This is a genomic window from Paraburkholderia sp. 2C (assembly GCF_054589215.1).
This window is the reverse complement of the sequence record NZ_BAAILL010000041.1, coordinates 1-20,526: the sequence shown is the minus strand read 5'-3', so window position 1 is coordinate 20,526 and position 20,526 is coordinate 1. Positions and strand designations below refer to the sequence as shown.

General features: G+C 63.4%; 13 protein-coding genes. 8 read left to right on the top strand and 5 right to left on the bottom strand.

The genetic code is table 11. The annotated features are described in order from the left end of the window. Nucleotides 1-181 precede the first annotated feature (181 nt). Both ACYPXD_RS18685 and ACYPXD_RS18680 read left to right on the top strand, forming a co-directional pair. On the top strand, nt 182-1,642 hold the full coding sequence (locus ACYPXD_RS18685; RefSeq protein WP_459714341.1) for a DUF1254 domain-containing protein: 1,461 nt from the start codon (nt 182-184) through the stop codon (nt 1,640-1,642). Between the two features lie 151 nt (nt 1,643-1,793). After that, nucleotides 1,794-5,804: a DUF748 domain-containing protein gene (locus ACYPXD_RS18680; protein WP_459714338.1), complete on the top strand. Its 4,011-nt coding sequence runs from the start codon at nt 1,794-1,796 to the stop codon at nt 5,802-5,804. Here ACYPXD_RS18680 and pdxR read toward each other — a convergent pair. Next, the gene (gene pdxR / locus ACYPXD_RS18675) at nt 5,758-7,416 is read right to left on the bottom strand and encodes a MocR-like pyridoxine biosynthesis transcription factor PdxR (RefSeq protein ID WP_459714335.1); all 1,659 of its coding nucleotides are present in this window, start codon (nt 7,414-7,416) and stop codon (nt 5,758-5,760) included. The two genes, ACYPXD_RS18680 and pdxR, sit on opposite strands and share 47 nt — an antisense overlap. A 186-nt stretch (nt 7,417-7,602) precedes the next feature. Between pdxR and ACYPXD_RS18670 the strand changes: the two genes are divergently transcribed. The 6 genes from ACYPXD_RS18670 to ACYPXD_RS18645 all read left to right on the top strand — a co-directional run bounded on the left by ACYPXD_RS18670 (nt 7,603) and on the right by ACYPXD_RS18645 (nt 14,979). Continuing rightward, nucleotides 7,603-8,694 (top strand): ABC transporter ATP-binding protein, encoded by a 1,092-nt coding sequence (locus ACYPXD_RS18670; protein WP_459714333.1) that lies wholly within the window; start codon nt 7,603-7,605, stop codon nt 8,692-8,694. A gap of 108 nt (nt 8,695-8,802) precedes the next feature. Beyond that, complete coding sequence (locus ACYPXD_RS18665; protein WP_459714331.1) at nt 8,803-9,864, top strand: ABC transporter substrate-binding protein; 1,062 nt, start codon at nt 8,803-8,805, stop codon at nt 9,862-9,864. 27 nt (nt 9,865-9,891) lie between these two features. Further along, a complete protein-coding gene (locus ACYPXD_RS18660; protein ID WP_459714328.1) occupies nt 9,892-11,163 on the top strand; it encodes an ABC transporter permease in 1,272 nt (423 codons plus the stop codon). A 34-nt stretch (nt 11,164-11,197) separates the two neighbouring features. Further along, a complete protein-coding gene (locus tag ACYPXD_RS18655) occupies nt 11,198-12,037 on the top strand; it encodes an ABC transporter permease (protein WP_459714931.1) in 840 nt (279 codons plus the stop codon). Nucleotides 12,038-12,431: 394 nt separating this feature from the next. Then, the gene (locus ACYPXD_RS18650) at nt 12,432-13,064 is read left to right on the top strand and encodes a response regulator (protein ID WP_459714326.1); all 633 of its coding nucleotides are present in this window, start codon (nt 12,432-12,434) and stop codon (nt 13,062-13,064) included. A gap of 22 nt (nt 13,065-13,086) precedes the next feature. Continuing rightward, a complete protein-coding gene (locus tag ACYPXD_RS18645; protein WP_459714324.1) occupies nt 13,087-14,979 on the top strand; it encodes an ATP-binding response regulator in 1,893 nt (630 codons plus the stop codon). Nucleotides 14,980-15,044: 65 nt separating this feature from the next. On the opposite strand, the gene acnA is transcribed toward ACYPXD_RS18645, so the two are convergent. From acnA to ACYPXD_RS18625, 4 genes are all read right to left on the bottom strand, one after another. Further along, complete coding sequence (gene acnA / locus ACYPXD_RS18640; protein WP_459714322.1) at nt 15,045-17,762, bottom strand: aconitate hydratase AcnA; 2,718 nt, start codon at nt 17,760-17,762, stop codon at nt 15,045-15,047. A gap of 47 nt (nt 17,763-17,809) precedes the next feature. Next, entirely contained in the window at nt 17,810-19,261 is a 1,452-nt protein-coding gene (locus ACYPXD_RS18635) for a bifunctional 2-methylcitrate dehydratase/aconitate hydratase (RefSeq protein ID WP_459714320.1), read from the bottom strand. Between the two features lie 74 nt (nt 19,262-19,335). Further along, a complete protein-coding gene (locus ACYPXD_RS18630) occupies nt 19,336-19,845 on the bottom strand; it encodes a hypothetical protein (protein WP_459714318.1) in 510 nt (169 codons plus the stop codon). A 101-nt stretch (nt 19,846-19,946) separates the two neighbouring features. Further along, on the bottom strand, nt 19,947-20,526 hold a 580-nt coding region (locus ACYPXD_RS18625; protein WP_459714316.1), incomplete at its 5' end, for a citrate/2-methylcitrate synthase.

The window sequence follows — 20,526 nt, the reverse complement described above, 5'->3', positions numbered from 1 at the left end:
AACGCGAAAATGCCGTCTGTGCTCGTCCTTATCGCGGATGTGCTTGCCTGTGTGTCACGGATACGATACAACCCGTCTACATAATCCACAGAACCAGGAAAACGCGGCGGGCGCGCGGCGGGCCGGACCCGGCGACCCGCACGTCCTGACCGACGTAACCTAACGGACGCCTGTTCGTCGAATGACAAAAAATCGCCAAGAATCCGATTCGCGGAATTCGCCGCTGAATTTGCCGCTGCATGTACGTTCCTATTCCCGCTATGCCGTTTGCGTTTCGCTGACAGCCGCCGTCTTGCTGGCCGGTTGCAGTTCTTCCCCGACTTCGAAGCCGAAAACTGCCGGCTGGATTCAGGATGAAGTCGCCGACTCGTATGTGTTTGCTTATCCGCTCGTGCTGATGGGCGTCGCGCGCGACGCCGCGGTAGGGACCGGGCCGGGCCAGGCGCCGCTCAATACGCTGCGCCACGCGCAGGCGCTGCCGCCGGTCGGCGCGGCGAACCGGCCGACGCCGGCCGTCGACACGATCGATTCCTCTGCGTGGCTCGACGTGTCCGGGCAGCCGGTCGTCGTGTCGCTGCCCGACTCGCGTAACCGCTACGTCGACGCGCGCGCGCTCGACATGTGGACCAACGTGCTGTGGTCGACCACGGCCGCGCAAACCGGCGCGCGCGTCACCGGTATCAAGGCGCAGACGGTTGCGTTCGTGCCGCAAGGGTGGAATGGCGATTTGCCGAAGGGCGTAACGCGCGTCGACGTGCCGACTCGCTACGTGTGGCTCAAGATTCGCGTGCAATCGAACGGCGGGCGCGACCTTGCCGCGATCCGCAAGCTGCAGCGCGCGATGCGCGTTGCGCCGCTCGACGTCTACACCGGCGCCGCCGAGCCGCCCGATACGCCGCGCAGCTACCCGGCCGGCGATATGCCGGTCACCGGGACGCCCGATGCGCAGGTCGCGGCGCTCGACCCGAAAGGTTTCTTCGATCGTCTCGCGCGATGGCTGCCCGACAACCCGCCGTCGCCGCCGGACGCGCATGCGCTTAGCATCCTGTCGGATTTCGGCGTGAAGCCCGACGAGCCCGTGCAATTCCCATCCGGTGCGGACAGCGCGCTTGCCGCGGGCCTCGCCGACGGCCGCGCGCGCGTCCAGACGGCGCCGACGAATGTGCTCGCCGCGAACGGCTGGAGCTGGTTCGGCGACGGCGTCGGCAACTACGGGCCCGATTACGGCCTGCGCGCGTACGCGGCCTATGCGCAACCCGGGATCGGCACGAAGGACGACGAGGTGCGCGCCACCGCGACCGTCGATAGCGACGGTCACCTGCTCAATGGCGCGAATCGCTACGTTATCCATTTCGCACCGGGCCAGTTGCCGCCGGTGCGCGGTTTCTGGTCGATCACCGCCTACACGAAGGAAGGCTCGCTCGACGACAGCGACACCGCGCACGTCGCGGTCGGCGACCGCAACGGCTTGCGCCGCAATCGCGACGGTTCGGTCGACGTGACCGTCTCGTCGATGCGGCGCAAGGGCGCGAACTGGCTGCCGACGCCGCGCGGCGGCTTCCAGCTCGTGATGCGACTTTATGCGCCAAAACCGCAGGCGGGCGACGGCACCTGGCAGCCGCCGCCGATCGTGCGGCAATAGCGGCGCGCCGGACCATGCCGCGGGGGTTCAAGGGCAATGAGTAACATCGTCCTTACATTTACTCTGCCGCCGCGGCACAAGACGTATACTTCCGGCAACCCCGACTTCCGTCACTGCGGCGGGCTTGCCGCCGCACGATCCGCGACCGAGAATGGCAAGCCTCAATAAAGCAACGCTCGCATCCTCTCTCCAGACCGTGCGCAACGTTGCACACGCGCGGCGCACACGCCGTGTCGTCATTGGTCTGCTCATCTTCATCGTGCTGTTCGGCCTGCTCGGCTTTTTCGCCGCGCCGCCGCTGATCCGCCATATCGCCGCCCAGCAACTGTCCGAACAGCTCGATCGTCCTGCCACGATCGGCCGCATCGCGCTCAACCCGTACACGCTGAATCTCGAAGCCGACCGCATTCATATCGGCGAACGCGGCGGCGCCGGCGACTTCGTCGATATCGAACGGTTGATCGTGCGGCCCTCGTGGACATCGCTATTTCGCGCGGCGCCGATCGTCAACGAAGTGCAGATCGATTCACCACGCTTTCATATCGTTCGCTACGATGCAAACCGCTTCAATTTCAGCGATCTGATCGACAAGTTTTCGAAGCAGCCTGCGAAACCCGACAGCAAGCCGACGCTGTTCTCAGTGTCGAACATCCGTCTCGAAAATGGGCAAATCACGTTCGACGACCGCATGCTGAACGAGAAGCACGTTATCGATCAGTGGAAGCTCGGCGTGCCGTTTATCGCGACGCTGCCGTCGAAGACCGACATCTTCGTCAAGCCGTTGTTGCGCATGCGCATCGACGGCAGTCCGCTTGCGATCGACGGCAAGACCAAGCCGTTTGCGGCGTCGCGCGAATCGGAAGTGTCGCTGCGTTTCGAAGGGCTCGATGTGCCGCGGCTCCTGTCGTACGCGCCGACGAAGCTGCCGGTGACGGTCCAGACCGGCAAGCTGTCGAGCGACCTGAAGCTCAATTTCGTGATATCGGGCGAAACGCCGACGCTGCGCGTAACAGGCACGACCGATCTGGCCGATGTTGACGTGATCGATGCGCAAAAGGCGCCGTTCTTCGCGGCGCGCGCGGTGCATGTCGACGCCGGTCTGCTCGAGCCGCTCAAGAGCGTGTATCACTTCAATGAGATTCGCATCGATGCGCCGACCGCGCATCTGGCCCGCGATAAAGACGGCGTGCTAAGCGTGCAGCGTATGTTTGCCGCGCAACCGGTGGCGAATACGGTGGCGAATACGGCGGCGGGCGCAGCTCCGGCAAGCGCTGCCGCCAGCACCACCGCGAGCGCTGCAACCCAACCCGCGGCAAGCTCACCCAACGCTGCTTCATCGGCATCATCGGCGCCCGCATCGGGCCCCGCATCGGCTCCATCAGCGGCCAGCGCATCGAGCGCACCGGCCGTCGCGACAGCAGCGACCGCGCCGCCGCTCGATCTCGCGATCAAACGCTTCACGCTCAGCGACGGCACCGTCGAAGTCGCCGATGCCGCCGCGTCGCGGCCGGTCACGACGACGCTGACGAACGTCGGCATGTCGCTCACGGACTTTTCGTCGATCGAGAGAACACCGGCGCGCTACACGCTCAAACTGGCGACGAAGAACAACGCCGGTACGCTGAACGCATCCGGCACATTCGGCATGGTCGCGAAGACCGCCGACGTGAAGCTCGATCTGAAGTCGCTTGCCCTGCCGCCGCTGCAGCCGTACCTCGATACCGCCACGGCAGCGCAGGTGCTCGACGGCTCGCTGACCGCGAACGTCGCTTTGAGCGCGAACTGGGCGCAATCGCCGCCCGCGCTGAAAGTGGGTGCGAGCACGCTCGATCTGCAATCGCTAAAGGTTGCCGCGCGCGGCGTGAAGCAGCCCGCGCTCGCGCTCGCGCAGGGGCACGTGGCGTTAAGGAACGTCGACATCGGCGCGCGCAAGGCCGCCATCGACAGCATCGATGCAACGGGTCTGTCGATCGACGCGACGCGCGAGAAGGACGGCAAGATCGATCTGCTGTCGCTCGCCGGTCCGCATCAGGAAGCCCAGGAGCGCACGGCGATCCATGCGGTGAAAAAGGCGCAGGAAGCCGGGCCCGCGTGGCACTACACGATCGGTGCGCTGAATCTCAAGGACGGCTCGGCGACCTTTACCGACAACTCGACCGCGCGCCCGGTCAAGGTCGCATTCACGCCGCTGCAGTTGAAGGTGCAGCAGATCAGCGACGACCTGACCCGGCCGCTGCCGATCGACCTGCAGGCGACCGTCAATAAGAAAGGCACGCTCGGCGTGCGCGGCGACGTGACCGCATCGCCGCTGAAGCTCGCATTGAAGCTCGACGCGAACCGGCTCGATGCGGCGGCCTTCGAGCCGTACTTCGGCAGCAAGCTCAACGCGACGATCGCCAGCGCGCTGCTCAACGCAAAAGGCGACGTCGCACTTGCCGACGAGCCGGCCAGTCACGGCAAGTCCGGGGGCGGGCTGAAGGCGTCGTATCGCGGCGACGCGGCGCTCGTCGACGTGCGCATGCTCGACAAGGCCACATCCGGTCCGTTCGCGGGCTGGCGCTCGCTCGCACTGACGAATCTGAAGGCGGATTACGACGCGCGCGGCACCGATGTGGATGCATCGCGCGTGACGTTCTCGGATTTCTACGGCCGCGTGCTGCTCGACGCGCAGGGCAAGCTGAATCTGAGCGACGTCGTCGCGAAGTCCGGCGACGGCGGATCGCGTTCGCTCACGCACGACGACAGGAAGGACGGCAAGGAACCGGTTCCGCTGACGCCGCCCGCGACGGCCGAAGTCAAGGTAGCGAGCGACGCCGCACCGGCAACGGCCGCCGCGAGTACACCGGCCACAGGACAAACGGCGAGTGCGGCGACGGCAGCCGCGCCGGTACCGGCGTCAGCGCCGCACACGACGACCGCGGCCGCGGGCGGCAACGCACAGCCTACGCAAACCGCCTCGACCAGCGCAACGGTGAAGATGCACTTCGGTCAACTGGTGCTGCAAAACGGCCGCGTCACCTACACCGACAACTTCGTGAAGCCGAACTACACGGCCAATCTCGTGGCGATACACGGCACGGTCGGCGCATTCGGCACGCAATCGACGACGCCCGCGCCCGTCGACGTCGCCGCAAAGCTTGCCGCCAACGGCCCGCTCTCGATTCGCGGCACCGTCAATCCGCTGATCGCAAAGCCCGAACTCGATCTGACCGCGACCGCGCACGATATCGAGCTGACCAACCTCACACCGTATTCGGCGAAATACGCAGGCTATCCGATCACGAAGGGCAAGCTCAACGTCGATCTGCATTACAAGCTCGAGAACAATCAGCTGAGCGCGAACAATCATCTGTTTATCGATCAGCTGACCTTCGGCGACCACGTCGATAACGACACCGCGACGAAGTTGCCGGTGAAGCTCGCAATCGCATTGCTGAAAAATTCGCGCGGCGAAATCGACGTCGATATTCCGGTGTCCGGATCGCTCGACAATCCGGAATTCAGCATCGGCGGCCTGATCTGGCGCGCGGTGTTGAATCTGCTCGAGAAGGCCGTGACCGCGCCGTTCTCGCTGCTGGCGCATGCGTTCGGCGGCGGTGGCAGCGAAGACTACGGCTACGTGCAATTCAATGCGGGCTCCGCGAAGCTCTCCGACGATGCCGACAAGAAGCTCGACACCATCGCAAAGGCGCTGTCCGACAAGCCGTCGGTGCGCATCGATCTGATCGGCCGTGTCGATCCGGCCGTCGACGAACCCGCGCTGCGCACGCGTTATGTCGACCGCCTCGTCAAGCAGCAGAAGCTGAAGGATGTGGTCGGCAACGGCGAGAGCGTCGATACCTCGAACGTAACCGTTGACCCGAAGGAATACCAGAAATACCTGACGAAGGCGTACAAGGACGCCGACTTCAAGAAGCCGTCGAATTTCATCGGCATGACCAAAACGCTGCCCGACGACGAGATGAAAAACGCGCTAGCCGAACATGCACCGATCAACGAAGCGAGCCTGCGCGATCTCGCGCAGCGCCGCGCGCAGGCGGTGCAGCAATACTTCGACGGCAAGATCGACAGCAGCCGCGTGTTTATCGTCGCGCCGAAGCTCGACGCGAGCGGCATCAAGGATAAAGGTCCGACGACGCGCGTGGACTTCGGATTGAAATAGCGGGCGGCGCCGCCGGCAGCGTTTGCAATGCGGTTTGCTCGATGACCTGCGCGAGCCTCGCAAACGCGGGCCCGATTTTCTCGTTCGGTACGCACGCATACCCGAGCAGCAGCCCGCGCTGCGCCGCCGTTTCGCCGCTGTAGTACGCGGCAAGGGGCCGCACGATCACGCCCGCATCGTACGCCGCCGCCGCCACCGCGCGATCGTCCGCCTCGCGGGGCAAGCCGAGCACGAAGTGCAAGCCGGTTTCGTTGCCCATGACCGGCAGTGCATCGCCAAAACGCGCGGTGATCGCGTCGATCAGCATTTGACGCCGCTCGCCGTACAGCGCACGCATCCGTCGCACATGCGACGTCAGATAGCCATCCATAATAAATTCGGTCAGCACGGCCTGCTGCATCAGCTGACCTTCGCGATACAGCTCGGCCACGCCGGTTCGGAACCTATCGACGAGATCTTCGGGCGCGATCATGTAGCCGATCCGCAAGCCCGGGAACAGCATCTTGCCGAGACTGCCGACATAGATCACGCGGCCCGCATCGTCGAGACCCTGCAGCGAGGCGAGCGGCCGGCTGCCGTAGCGGAATTCGCTGTCGTAGTCGTCTTCGATGATCCACACGCCGTGCTGTTTCGCGTATTCGAGCAGCGTGCGCCGGCGCGCGAGGCTCATCACCACGCCGAGCGGATATTGATGCGACGGCGTCACCAATGCGATTTTCGGCGGCGCACTCAGATCGGATTCGCGCGGGTTCAGTCCTTCGTCGTCGACGGGCACCGGCGCTAGCGTGAGCCCCGACGCCTTCAGCACACTGCGCACGCCCCAGTAGCAGGGCTCTTCGACCCACGCGCGATCGCCGACATCGGTGAGCAGGCGCACCGCGAGGTCTATCGACTGATGAATGCCGGTTGTGATGATGATCTGGTCCGGCGTGCAATTCACCGAACGGGCGACGCGCAGGTAGTCGGACAGCGCGCGCCGCAACGGGCGATAGCCGCCGCCGGGTGCGTAGGTCAGAAGATCGGGGTGAGCCTGCTTCCACAGTTTGGCCTGCAGGCGGCTCCATGTACGAACGGGAAACTCGGATACGTCGGGCACGCCGGGCATAAAGGCGCCCCACTGTTTCGGCGAGACACCGGCCTCGCGGATCAGCCGGCCTCCGCGCGCCGAAAGCTCGCGGGTGCCGACGGGCAGCGGCGGATGCGCTGCGTCGGACATGCGCGTGGCCGCGTCGGCGTCTGCTTCGGATTCCACAAGGTCGGCCGCGCGCGCCGCCTCGGCGGCGCCATGGCCCGCCGGCGTCGCCTGGCGCGCGTTCATCGCGCGGCAGTCCGGACGGGTATCGGCGACATAAGTGCCGCTGCCCGTGGTCGACAGCACATAGCCCTCGGCGGTCAGCTGGTCATAGACGTGCAGCACCGTGTTGCGCGCGATGCCGAGATCGGACGCAAGCGTGCGCGAACTCGGCAGCTTCGTGCCGGGCGGCAGCTGACTCGTCAGAATGGCCTGCTGCAAAAGCCGCAGCAGCTGCCGGTACACAGGCTCGGCGTCGCCGCGATCGCGGCGCGTAGCGAGCCGTACGGCGAGCCAGTCCGACAGGATGACTGTGTCCAAGTGGTTCTATCCGGAATAATGAAATGGTTCCATAAGGGGGAACCGTAACCGGCTATATTGGATCGCGCAATCGATGCAATCCCCTGCTGGCGAAGGAGCCACAGCCGGGATTAGACTCAAAAAGCCGATCGGCGCCGCAGACACGACGGACAACCAGGCGGCCGCTGCGCCAAGGAGACAGCCCACATGAAAACCGCAGACGTGATCGTCAGTTTTCGAGGCGTGCGCAAGACGTATGACGGCGAAACGCTTGTCGTCAAGCAGCTCGATCTGGATATCTACCAGGGCGAATTCCTGACGCTGCTCGGCCCATCGGGTTCCGGCAAGACCACCTGCCTGATGATGCTCGCGGGCTTCGAATTTCCGACCGGCGGTGAAATATGGCTCGACGGCACGCTGCTCAATACGGTACCGCCGCACAAGCGCAACATCGGCATGGTGTTCCAGAATTACGCGCTGTTTCCGCATCTGACGGTCGAGCAGAACGTCGCGTATCCATTGACCGTACGCAAGCTTTCCGCCGACGAACGTGCGGAGCGCGTCAATCACGCACTAAAAATGGTGCGCATGGAAAGCTTCGCGAAACGCTATCCGGCGCAGCTCTCGGGCGGCCAGCAGCAGCGCATCGCGCTCGCACGCGCGCTCGTGTTCGAACCGAAGCTCGTGCTGATGGACGAACCGCTCGGCGCACTCGACAAGCAGTTGCGCGAACACATGCAGTACGAACTGAAATCGCTGCACGAAAAGCTCGGCGTGACCTTCGTCTATGTGACGCACGACCAGGGTGAAGCGCTGACGATGTCGGACCGCGTTGCCGTGTTTGACAAGGGTGTCGTGCAACAGCTCGATTCGGTCGATCGTCTCTATGAATCGCCGTGCAACGAGTTCGTTGCGAACTTTATCGGCGACAGCAACCGCTTGCGCGGCACGATCGCGCAGGTCGACGGCGATTACTGCGAGTTTCACCTGGTCGACGGCACGCGGCTCGTGGGGCGCAATATCGGCGGCGCGCAGGCGGGCACGCCCGGTGTCGCCTGTATTCGCCCCGAGCGCATGAAGCTTGCGCAGAACGCTGCGCAATCCGGCCCGAATGCGCTGGCCGGCGAAGCGCGCGGCCTGATCTATTTCGGCGATCACGTCCGGATGCGCTGCGGCCTGCCGCAGCAGGACGAGTGCTTCGTCAAGGTGCCGCTCGGCACCGAAGCGATCGAACGCTTTGCACCTGGCGCGCCGGTTGCGCTCGAATTTGCGCCCGAGCATCTGCGCGTGTTCGCATGATGGGTTGACACATATACGGCAAGCCGCAACTGCAAACAGAAAGAAGCGATTGATCGCATTCACTTTAAGACTCTGTCAGTCAGGCCATCAATAAACGAGGAGGTCATCATGAAAAAAAGCGGGCAAGCGCGTAGTGCAATCGTGATCGGTGCCGCAGTTGCCACAACCGTGGCCGCATTCGTCTGCGCTCACGCCGGGGCGGCGGAACTGACGGTGGTGAACTTCGGCGGCGCAAATGGCGATGCGCAAAAGGCTGCATTCAATCAGCCGTTCGAAGCGAAGAGCGGTGCGAAGGTCACGGCGGTCGAATACAACGGCGAGCAGGCCAAGGTCAAGGCGATGGTCGAAGCGAAGCATGTGAACTGGGATGTCGTCGAAGTCGAATCGGGCGATCTCGGCCGCGGCTGCGACGAAGGCCTTTATGAAAAGCTCGACTGGTCGAAGATCGGCAAGAAGTCGGAACTGATTCCGGAAGCGTCGCAAACCTGCGGTGTCGGCATCTTCGTATGGTCGACCGCGATGGCGTACAACGCGGACAAGCTGAAGACGGCGCCGGCGAGCTGGGCCGACTTCTGGGACGTGAAGAAGATTCCAGGCAAGCGCGGCATGCGCAAAGGCGCGCGCTACAACCTCGAGTTTGCGCTGATGGCCGACGGTGTTCCGCCGAAAGACGTGTACAAGGTGCTCGCGACAAAAGAAGGCCAGGACCGCGCGTTTAAAAAGCTCGATGAACTGAAGCCGAATATCCAGTGGTGGGAAGCGGGCGCGCAGCCACCGCAGTTTCTCGTGGCCGGTGACGTCGTGATGTCGACCGCCTATAACGGCCGCATCGATGCGGCGCAGAAGGAAGGCAAGAACCTGAAGGTGGTGTGGAACGGCAGCATTTACGACCTCGACTACTGGGCGATGCCGAAGGGTACGCCGAACAAGGCACTGGCCGAGCAGTACATTGCGTATTCGATTTCGTCGCAGCCGCAGCAGGAGTACGCGAAACATATCGCCTACGGGCCCGTCAACGAAGCGGCGATCAAGTCGCTCGACGCGAAGACGCTCGCGAATCTGCCGAATTCGCCGACCAACGGCAAGAACGCGGTGCTGCAGAATCTGACGTTCTGGACCGATCACGGCGACGAACTCGAGCAGCGGTTTGCGTCGTGGGCGTCGAAGTAGACGAAACGCGCGGCATAGGGATAGAGCATGACGACGATCACCATCGCCGCGGATTCGACGTCCGAATCCGCGGGTAAGCTCAAGCGCGAACTGAAGGCGGCCGAATCGCGCAAGCGCGTGATGGCACTGTTGCTGATCGCGCCGCTTGCGATTTTTCTGCTGCTGATCTTCGTCGTGCCGATCGGTGCGCTCTTGACGCGCGCCGTGCAGAACCCGGAAATCGCCACGGCCTTGCCGCGGACGGGCGCCGCGCTGCAAAGTTGGGATCTGAAGTCGCCGCCCGCCGATGCAGCCTACGTGGCGCTCGCCGCCGATCTGACCGCGGTCGCCGACGGCGATGCGATGGGCGCGCTCGCGCGCCGGCTCAACACTGAAATTCCCGGCTATCGCTCGCTCGTCGCGAAGACCGCGCGTGCGATGCCGCTCGTCGACGACGCGGGTCACGCATTGCCCGCCGCGCAGACCCGCGCGAAGATTCTCGACATCGACGATCGCTGGGGCGACATCAAATACTGGCACGCGATCGCAAAGAACAGCGGCCTGTATTCACCGTTCTATCTGCTCGCGTCGCTCGATCATCGGCAGGATGTGTTCGGTCACATCATGCCGACCGATCCCGATCAACAGATCTATCTCGCGGTATTCGCGCGTACCTTCGTAATCGGCTTTGTCGTGACGCTGTGCGCACTGTTGCTCGGCTATCCGCTCGCGTACTGGATTTCCACCTTGTCCGAGCGCCGCGCCAACCTCGTGATGATCCTCGTGCTGATTCCGTTCTGGACGTCGATACTCGTGCGTGTCGCCGCGTGGATCGTCATTCTGCAAAACGAAGGTTTGATCAACAAGGCGCTGGTCGGCAGCGGGTTGATTAACGACCCGCTTGCGCTGCTGTTCAATCGCGTCGGCGTGTATATCTCGATGACGCACATTCTGTTGCCGTTCATGATTCTGCCGCTCTACAGCGTGATGAAATCGATTCCGCCTTCGTATCAGCGTGCGGCGATTTCGCTCGGCAGTCATCCGTTCGCGGCGTTCTGGCGCGTCTATGTGCCGCAGACCTACCCTGGGGTCGGGGCGGGCGCGCTGCTCGTGTTCATTCTCGCGATCGGCTACTACATTACGCCCGCGCTGCTTGGCGGTCCAAACGATCAGATGGTCAGCTACTACGTCGCCTATTTTACGAACGTGACGATCAACTGGGGCATGGCCTGTGCGCTCGGCGCACTGCTGCTTGCTGCGACGCTCGTGCTGTATGTGATTTACGGGCGTTTTACGCGCTCGCAAGTCAGTCTCGCCTGAGCGCGAGAACACACCGGAAACCGCCGCGATGACGATGAAATTCGCCAAACCGATGTTCGCGCCGCACACGTCGCTGATCGAGCGCGTGTGGTACTTCGCGTTGCGCGCGCTGGCGGTGCTTACGCTGCTGTATCTCGTGATGCCGGTGCTCGCGATCGTACCGCTGTCGTTTTCGTCGAGCACATTTCTCGTCTATCCGATTCCGGGCTGGTCGTTGCGCTGGTATCAGAACCTGATCGGCTCCGACGAATGGCGCATGGCGGCCAAAAACAGCTTTATCGTGGCGCCGTCGGCGACGGCGCTTGCAACGGTGCTCGGCACGCTTGCCGCGATCGGCCTCACGAAAGCGAATTTTCGCGGCAAGGCCTTGCTGATGGCCGTGCTGATCTCGCCGATGATCGTACCCGTGGTGGTGGTCGGCGTCGGCATGTATCTGTTCTTTGCGCCGCTCGGGCTTGCGAATACCTATGCGGGCTTGATCATGGCGCATGCGGCGCTCGGTGTGCCGTTCGTCGTGACGACAGTCGCGGCTACGTTGCAGGGCTTTAACTTCAACCTGGTGCGCGCGAGTCTGTCGCTCGGCGCGAATCCGCTGCAGACGTTCTTTCGCATCACGCTGCCGGTGATTGCGCCGGGCGTGATTTCGGGCGCGCTGTTCGCGTTTGCGACGTCGTTCGACGAAGTCGTCGTTACGCTGTTTCTCGCGGGCGCGGACCAGACAACGCTGCCGCGCCAGATGTTCACCGGTATTCGCGAGAACATCAGCCCGACGATCGCGGCGCTCGCCACCATCCTGATCGTCTTTTCCACTTGCCTGCTGCTCGCGCTCGAGTGGTTGCGCGGCCGTCACGCCGCGCGCGCGGTACGCGAGTAAGCCACGCGCTTTGGCGCGCCGCGCCGCCTGGTCCCTTCCCGCATTCTTCAACGCATTGCGCACTCACTTGTGAGCGTGCGGGCGCGCACGCTCGTGCGAAATTTCAATACCTGACGAATCCGACAAAACGCCGGGAAATTTCCTGGACTCTGCGCGCGTCAACCTGTTTATCCTCGAACCTTCGTGAAAACGGCGGCGCTTATCGTAGGAAACGATGAAGCGACGAAGGTGGCGCTGACATATTTTCCATGCATAAGGCATGGGACAGGTAGCAGTGAATCTTTATGACCGACCGTGGGATGGCGCGTGATAAATATTCTGGTCTGCGAATAACGTGTCGTCCGGATCTGATGAGCCGGGCGATTCATAAAAAGACAATCTGGAGAACAAAGTCATGACTATGGTTATGATTGTGGACGATCACCCGGCACTGCGTCTCGTGATCAAAACGCATCTGGCGCAGGTGGCCAACATCGAAGACGTTGTGGAGGCGGGCAACGGCCAGGAGGCGGTCGAACTGACACGCCAGCATTTGCCCGATCTCGCGATCCTCGACCTCGATATCCCCCGTATTAACGGTCTCGACGTGATTCCGCGTCTGCGGCTCGCGCATCCGCACATACGTGTCATGATTCTGTCTGGGCACGACACCCCGACATTCGTGCAGCGCGCAGTGCGCGCGGGCGCGCAAGGCTTCGTCAGCAAGACACAGGACATCAGCGAGATCGTGCGCGGCGTGGAGGCGATCCTGTCCGGTTACAGCGTGTTTCCGGTCACGTCGGGCACGATCGTCGCGCCGCTGGTCGGAGAGATGAACGAGCACGCAAAGCTCGAATTGCTATCGGACAAGGAACTGATTGTCTTGCAGATGCTCGCGAAGGGTATGTCGAACAAGTCGATCGGCGAGGCACTATTTATCACCGACAAAACAGTCAGTACCTATAAAAGCCGTCTGCGCGAAAAACTCGGCCTGTCCTCGCTTGCCGGCATGATCGAGTTCGCGACGCATCACAAGCTGATCGACTGACCCTGTGTCCGACCTGGAAACGATGAGTGAAGCCGTCCATCCGGCAGGCGCATGGCTGCGCGTGCGGCGCTGGCACGAGGCTGCGCGTTCGGGCGCGGCGCAGCACCCGGCGTCGCTTGCTTCGATCTGTGCGTTCGCGCTGCTTGGCGCACCGGCGACCGGCATTGTGGTGTCGGCGTTGATTGCGCTATCGCGCGCGCACATGGCAAACGCCGCCGCGTTGCGCCGCGCGCGCCGCTTCGAGGAACAGTTCGACCAGTTGCGCGGTGCTGTCGCTCGGCAACACGCCGACATCGAGAAAATGCAGACCGAAGCGCGGCGCCGCCGCGCCACGGCGGCCGTGGAGCGCGCACGTGTGGCTGAGCGCGCGCAGCGCATCGCATGCGGTCCGGCTCGGGCGATCGTCGAGATGCTGAACGAGGCGGATGTCGAGGCGGCGACTCCGGCCGTGCCGTTTGCCGCCACGCCCGTTGCGCAGGTCGTCCGCTCGGCGCTTGCGACGTTCGCCGTGGCGCTTCGTGACGGCTTGGACCCGGCGCCGCTCGATACGCGCGCAATTGTGCTCGACGAGACGCCGGTCGATCTGCGCGACGTGATCGACGGCGCGGCGGTGCTGCTCGCACCTCGCGCGGCGGCAAAAGGCGTGGAGCTGCGCGTATCGATCGACCGGTCGGTGGCCGCGTCTGTACTGGCCGACCGCGAGCGTGTCGGCCAGGTCGTGTTCCATATGCTCGCGGCGGCGATCGAATCGGTCGACGCGGGCCGGCTGACGGTCGCTGCCTGTAGCGAGACATTGAACGCGGGCGCGCAGCGTGTGTTGATCGGCGTCAGCGGCGACGGGCGCGCGAGTGCGACGCCATCGGGGGCCCATGTATCCGTGAATGGCATCGATGCGGCCGGCGACAACCCGCCGGTTGGCATGCGCGTATCGGACGATCCGGATCTCTCGCTGTGCCGCGTGCTCGCGCAGCGCATGGGCGGCGATATCGAAGTCGGCCACGGTGCGACGTTCGGCGTCTGCGTCGCGTTCCATGCACCGTTTACGGTCGAGCGTCTTGCGCGTCTGCCGTCGGAGCGCGGCCGGCGCACGGCCGTCGTCGATCTGGCCGCGCGCGACGAGCGCGTGGCCTTGTGCGATCTGCTCGACAGGCTCGGCGTCGATGTCGTGCCGACGGGAATGCCGGCGCCGGCGCATCTCGATCTCTGGTTTGCCGATGAGAACGCGTCGCTCTCCGAGCCGCCATGCGCGGATCGATTCATTCGGGTATCCCAGGCCTTTGTCCCCGGCGGGTTGCGCGAAAGCGCCGGCCGTTTCACGCTGTCGGCGAATCCGCTGTCGTGGAGCGCGGTGCAGCGCGTGTGCGCGCTGCGAAGCGCGAACCATGGCACGCGCGTCAGGCCGCCGCGTGTGTCCGCCTCTGTACCCGTCGCCGCCGCGGCGCCACGCCTGGTACTCGTCGTCGACGACAACGAGATCAACCGTAGAGTCGTCGCGCGGCAACTCGATGTGCTCGGCTATCGCAGTATGGTTGCGCCTGGCGTCGACGATGCGTTGGCCGCCATGATGCGGCAATGCTTCGACCTCGTGATCACCGATCTGCATATGCCCGGTGCGAGCGGCGTCGAACTCGCAAGACATATTCGCGTGAAGAACCGCGAGTCGTCGAGCGCGACGCCGGTCGTGCTGATGACGGGCGAACGAACGGAAACCGCCGGCTCAGCCGATACGATCACCGGGGCCGACGTTCCGCACGCGCTTTTCGCCGCGGTGCTGCCGAAGCCGGCCGGTCTCGACGCGCTCGACGCCTGCCTGCGGCGAATCTTCGGTGAGCCATTGGCACAGGCGCCGTCAGCGCCATCGAGTCAGTCAGATCCGCCAAGCCATAAAAAAAGCCCAGCATCGCTGGGCATCTAAAGTTGCTGCGTCCCCTTGCGAGGACGCAGCACCTGCAAAAACGCAGGCTGCCTGCTCGCGGGCGCTTAGGCGGCGAGCAGCGAACGCAGCACGAACGGCAGAATCCCGCCGTGCTTGTAGTAGTCGACTTCGATCGGCGTATCGATACGCAGCAGCACCGGCACGCGCTTCGTTTCGCCATCCTTGCGATGGATCACGAGCGTGACTTCCTGTTGCGGCTTGAAGTCGTCGCCGAGGCCTTCGACATCGTACGTTTCTTCGCCGGTGATGCCGAGCGACTGGATGCTGTCCGCACCCTTGAACTGCAGCGGCAGCACGCCCATGCCGACCAGATTCGAGCGGTGAATCCGCTCGAAGCTGCGCGCCACGACCACCTTCACGCCGAGCAGTTGCGTGCCCTTCGCGGCCCAGTCGCGCGACGAGCCCGTGCCGTACTCTTCGCCGGCGAACACGAACGTCGGCGTGCCTTCGCCGATGTACTTCATCGCGGCGTCGTAGATGAACATCTGTTCGCCGCTCGGCTGGTGAATCGTCAGGCCGCCTTCGACGCGCGTGCCGTCGGCCTTCGCCGGGATCATCAGGTTCTTGATCCGCACGTTCGCGAACGTGCCGCGCATCATCACGTCATGGTTGCCGCGGCGCGAACCGTAGCTGTTGAAGTCGGCCTTCTGCACGCCATTTTCTTTCAGCCACTTGCCGGCCGGCGAGTCTTCCTTGATCGAGCCTGCCGGGCTGATGTGGTCGGTCGTCACCGAGTCGCCGAACACGCCGAGCGCACGGCCGCCCTTGACGGCGGCGATGCTCGACGACGGCTGCATCGAGAAGTTGTCGCCGAAGAACGGCGGCTCCGCGATGTAGGTCGACTTCGGCCAGTCGTAGACCTGGCCTTCCGCGCCTTCGATCTTGCTCCACAGGTCGCCCTTCTTCGTGAGCTGCGAGTAGTTCGTGCGGAACGCGTCGGCATCGAGCGCGTACTTGAGCAGCGCATTGACCTCGTCGCTCGACGGCCAGATGTCGCCGAGATAGATGTCCTTGCCGCCCTTGCCCTTGCCGACCGGCTCGGTCATCAGGTCGCGCGTGATGTTGCCGGCGATCGCATAGGCCACGACGAGCGGCGGCGACGCGAGGAAGTTCGCGCGGATGTTCGGGTGAATACGCGCTTCGAAGTTGCGGTTGCCCGACAGCACGGCCGCCGCGACGATGTCGTTCTTCGTGATTGCTTCGTTCAGTTCCGGCGTGAGGTCGCCGGCGTTGCCGATACAGGTCGTGCAGCCGTACGCGGCGAGCGTGAAGCCGAGCTTGTCGAGGTATTGCAGCAGATTCGTCTTCGTCAGGTACTCGGTGACGATACGCGATCCCGGTGCGAGCGACGTCTTGATGTGCGGCGCGACCGTGAGGCCGGCTTCGACCGCCTTCTTCGCCAGCAGGCCGGCGGCGAGCAGCACGCTCGGGTTCGACGTGTTCGTGCACGACGTGATCGCGGCGATCAGGATGTCGCCGTTCTTCACGTTGACGCCGTTGCTGGTGGTGTATTGCGCGTCGAGGTCCGCGGCCTTCTTCGCGAAGCCGTTTTCGCCGACCGGCTTCGAGAACAGGTCCTTGAACGTCGACTGCACGTTGCCGATTTCGATGCGGTCTTGCGGACGCTTCGGACCGGCGAGCGACGGAGCCACGGTGCCGAGGTCGAGCTTCAGAACCGTGGTGTAGTCGATTTCGCCTTCGCCCGCGACGCCGAACAGTTCCTGCGCCTTGAAGTAGTTTTCGAAGGCCGAGATTTCCGCGTCGGTGCGGCCCGTGCCCTTGAAGAAATCGATGGTTTTTTCGTCGACCGGGAAGAAGCCCATCGTTGCGCCGTATTCCGGCGCCATATTGCCGATCGTTGCGCGGTCCGGCACCGACAGCGAGCGCGTGCCTTCGCCGAAGAACTCGACGAACTTGCCGACCACCTTCGCTTTACGCAGCATTTCGGTGATCGTCAGCACGAGGTCGGTGGCCGTCACGCCTTCGCGCAGCTTGCCCGACAGGTGCACGCCGACCACGTCCGGCGTGAGGAAGTACACGGGCTGGCCGAGCATGCCGGCTTCCGCTTCGATACCGCCGACGCCCCAGCCGACCACGCCGATGCCGTTGATCATCGTGGTGTGGCTGTCGGTGCCGACCAGCGAATCCGGGTAGTACACGGTATCGCCGTTATCGCTCTTCTTGTGCACGCCGCGTGCGAGGTATTCGAGGTTCACCTGGTGCACGATGCCGACGCCCGGCGGCACGACCTTGAACGTGTCGAATGCCTGCATGCCCCACTTCATGAACTGATAGCGCTCGTTGTTGCGCTTGAATTCCAGCTTCATGTTGAGGTCGAGCGCATCCTTCTCGCGGAAGTGGTCGATCTGCACCGAGTGGTCGACGACGAGGTCGACCGGCACGAGCGGCTCGATCGACTTCGGGTTCTTGCCCGCGCGCTCGGCGACGCCGCGCATCGCGGCGATGTCGGCGAGCAGCGGCACGCCGGTGAAGTCCTGCAGCACGACGCGCGATACGACGAACGGAATTTCGTCGACGCGCGCGGCGTTCGGCTTCCACGTCGCGAGTTGCTCGATGTGTTCTTCGGCGATCTTCTTGCCGTCGTAGTTACGCAGCACCGATTCCAGCACGATACGGATCGAGACGGGCAGCCGCTCGATCTTGACGTTCAATGCCTTGCCAAGTTGCGGCAGCGAGTAGTACTTGCCTTTGCCGGAACCGCTGTCGAATTCCTTGAGTGTTTTGTGGAGGTTGTGGGCCATGGTATTTTCCTGGGGTTTCGAGGAAATGACGTTGCTACGTTTCTGAACTAGATGACGTACAGATCGACGTATTCATTGACCGGCATCGCTTCGAGCTTTGCCTGATCCAGCGACACATCGAGAATCGCCTGTTGCTGCTTTGCCGGGAAACGCCGCGCAAGGTTCGTGCGGAACTTCTCGACGAGCAAGGGGATGCCGTCGGCGCGGCGACGCTTGTGACCGATCGGGTAGTCGACCGCCACTTCGTCGAGCTTCGAGCCGTCGTTGAACTCGATGGTCAAGGCGTTTGCAATAGAACGCTTGTCCGGGTCGTGATAATCCTTCGTGTACTGCACGTCTTCGACGCATTCGATTTTTGCGCGCAATACGTCGATGCGCGGGTCTTGCGCGATCGCATCTTCGTAATCGGCCGCCGTGAGCCGGCCGTAAATCAGGGGCACCGCCACCATGTACTGGATGCAATGGTCGCGATCGGCCGGGTTATTGAGCGGGCCTTTTTTGTCGATGATGCGGATCGCCGCTTCGTGCGTGCGAATCGTGATCTTTTTGATGTCTTCGACGCGCCTGCCTTGCGCGGCGAGCTGCCGATGCAGTGTCATGGCCGCTTCCACGGCGGTCTGCGAATGGAACTCGGCGGGGAACGAGATCTTGAACAGCACGTTTTCCATCACGTACGAGCCGTACGGGCGCTGGAATCTGAATTCGTTGCCTTTGAAGAGCACGTCGTAGAAGCCCCACGTTTTTGCGGTAAGCACCGACGGATAGCCCATCTCGCCGGTCTTCGCGATCAGCGCGAGGCGCACCGCGCGCGACGTGGCGTCGCCGGCGGCCCACGACTTGCGCGAGCCCGTGTTCGGCGCATGGCGATAGGTGCGCATCGAGTGCCCGTCGACAAAGGCGAGCGACACCGCATTGATGAGCTCGTCGCGCGTGAGCCCGATCAACTGGCCGACCACGGCGGTCGACGCAAGCTTCACAAGCAGCACGTGATCGAGCCCGACCTTGTTGAACGAATTTTCGAGCGCGATGCAGCCTTGAATTTCGTGCGCCTTGATCATGCCGATCAGGACGTCCTTCATCGCGAGCGGCTGCTTGCCGTTGGCGATGGCGTTGCGCGACAGCCAGTCGGCGGTCGCGAGAATGCCGCCGAGGTTATCGGACGGATGGCCCCATTCGGCGGCGAGCCATGTGTCGTTGAAGTCGAGCCAGCGGATCATCGCGCCGATATTGAAGGCGGCCTGAACCGGGTCGAGCTGGAACTGCGTGCCCGGCACTTTTGCGCCGTTCGGGACGATCGTGCCAGGCACGATCGGTCCCATCAGCTTCGTGCAGGCGGGGTAGGAGAGGGCCTCGAGTCCGCAGCCGAGCGTGTCGATCAGGCAATTGCGTGCCGTTTCGAGCGCGAGCGCGCTGTCGATCTTGTAGTTCAGCACATAGTCGACAATATCGACGAGGACTTTGTCCGGTTCGGGGCGGACGTTTGAGATCGGTGCGGACATCGAGGTTTCCTGTTAAGACCTGAAGCGATTCACCAACGTGGCGACCTGAGATCGCCCAGCCAGCGGTAAAGCGATTACTGCGCCTTGTCGAGCGCGTTCGATTGCGTCGGCGCCGGTGCGCCTTGCATCATCGCGGCCGTCTTGCACTCGTCGGCGAGACGCTCGCCTTCCTTGTCGGAGAACAGCATCGCCTTGGTCGGAATCACGACCATGTCGAGGCCGCTCGCCGCGTCGTGGAAGCGGTCGGCGCCCGTCGTCGTCGCTTCGCGCGGCAACTGGTAGTTCTTGTTGGCCCAGTGCACCGTGACGATCTGGTCGCGCTTCATGTCGCCCTTCATGTCGAACGACAGGCCTTCCTTACAAGTCCATTTCTCCGAGCCGTCCGGGATCGGATCGACCTTGGCTTCCTTGGTCGGATTCGGCTTGCGCTTGAACAGGCGCTTCGGTTGCGGGGCTTTCGCCTTCGAGGTAGTGGCTTTTTTCGTGGTGGTCGTGCTCGACGCCTGGGCGGAAGCGTTCTCCGCGGTGACCAGCAGCGTCGAAGACAATGCGCCGACAACGGCAGCGATCAGCAGCTTTTTCATGACAATTGAACCTTTCTATCTAATATCGATTAATCGTGCGCGGCCGGCTGGAACCGAGCCGCCGGGGTGACTGCACGCGCCCCGAATGCGCACAGCGGACGCTATTTTCTCCTATTTAGCGCCACGAACTTCAAATTCTCCGGCCCGGTGTAATTCGCGCTCGGGCGGATGATCTTGTTGTCGATGCGCTGCTCGATGATGTGCGCGCCCCAGCCGCTCGTGCGCGAGATCACGAACACCGGCGTGAACATCGCGGTCGGCACGCCCATCATGTGATACGACACCGCGCTGAACCAGTCGAGATTCGGGAACATTTTCTTCGCGTCCCACATCACCGTCTCGAGCCGCTCGGCGATATCGAACAGCTTCGTGTTGCCCGCTTCCTTCGAGAGCTTCTTCGCGACTTCCCTGATCACCTTGTTGCGCGGGTCGCCGGTCGTGTAGACCGGGTGACCGAAGCCGATCACGACTTCCCTGTTTTCCACGCGCCTGCGGATGTCGGCTTCCGCTTCGTCCGGATTCGGATAGCGCGTTTGCACTTCAAATGCGGCCTCGTTTGCGCCGCCATGCTTCGGTCCGCGCAGTGCGCCGATCGCGCCGGTGATCGCCGAATACATGTCCGAGCCCGTGCCCGCGATCACGCGGCCCGTGAACGTCGATGCGTTGAACTCGTGCTCCGCA